General features: G+C 62.0%; 1 protein-coding gene. It reads left to right on the plus strand.

The window, feature by feature from the left end; genetic code table 11:
- Positions 1 to 358: 358 nt before the first annotated feature.
- Positions 359 to 754, plus strand: a complete 396-nt coding sequence (locus AC1DER_RS17195; RefSeq protein WP_477248530.1) for a hypothetical protein — start codon at positions 359 to 361, stop codon at positions 752 to 754.
- The last annotated feature ends 430 nt before the right edge of the window (positions 755 to 1184 follow it).

Genomic DNA, 1184 nt, shown 5'->3' on the forward strand with positions numbered 1-1184 from the left:
TTCATTCAAGCCGACACCGCTCCGCGGTGCGGCTTAACTCAGGCGTTAGGACTGTAGTCGCGACGTTGCGGCCGGTCCGGGATCGACGCGCTGTCGTGTCTGAGGTCGTCGTGGTTTTGCTTCGGTTGCGCGCACAACGCCCCCAGCCTCGGCCATTTGGGGCAGCATTTTTCCCGCTTCGGCCGGGCCCCCGTCTTCGGCGACGCTGGGCACCGCGAGCTGATACATTCCGCCCGGGGGTTGGGTCAAAGCAGAGCAGTCGGCCGCAGGTCTGGGCTCCGGTTGCGGCGCTAGGCCTAACAAGTCATTCAAGCCGACACCGCTCCGCGGTGCGGCTTAACTCTGGCGTTAGGGCGCCATGGATAGATTCCTGGAAACTAGCATCTACGTCCTTGGCTTTATCGGCCTTGTGGGCGTCACATTGATTCCATTGCGTTCCTTCTACCTCCTTCGCAGCCACTACAAGCTCTGGCGCATGTCTCTCGTGGGCAAGCTGGTTGTCGGCCTTCTCGCGTCTTTGGTGATTGGAGCTCTGGTAGTAGAGGCACATCTCGTTTGGCGAGTGTTCCATTGCCTCATCGGAGATCACTGCGGGCCCAATCGCGCGAGTGGCTGGATCTACCTGGCGGGCATTGGCATTTGGTATCTCGTCTTTGAAGGTGTCGCATTCCTCATCGCCCTTGCTTGGCGTTTCGCTGGCGGGTCGCGCCCTAACAATTCATTCAAGCCGAAGCCGCTTCGCGGCTCGGCTTAATTCAGGCGTTAGGCTAGTTATCGCCGCTGTGCAGCCGTAAGGGCGTAGAGCGGCACGGGTCGTGGACGCGTGGCGAGCGACTCCGCTAGACCCTGGTCGCCCTTTTCCGATGCCGGCTCCGGCAAGGAAGGGGGCAGGTTCACAGTCCGCCGCAAGCTGCTACATTTTCGGCCGGGGAAGGCCCAGGGCATGGCCGGCTGCAGTTCTCGGCTCCGGTCACGACACTAGGCCTAACAAGTCATTCAAGCCGACACCGCTCCGCGGTGCGGCTTAACTCAGGCGTTAGGACTGTAGTCGCAACGTTGCGGCCGGTCCGGGATCGACGCGCTGTCGTGTCTGAGGTCATCGCGCTCTTGCTTCGGTTGCGCGCACAACGCCCCCAGCCGGCACCATTGACACCGTGTATTGCCCGCTTCGGCCCGGCCCAGAT

The sequence above is a fragment of the Lysobacter sp. 05T417 genome, assembly GCF_056396405.1.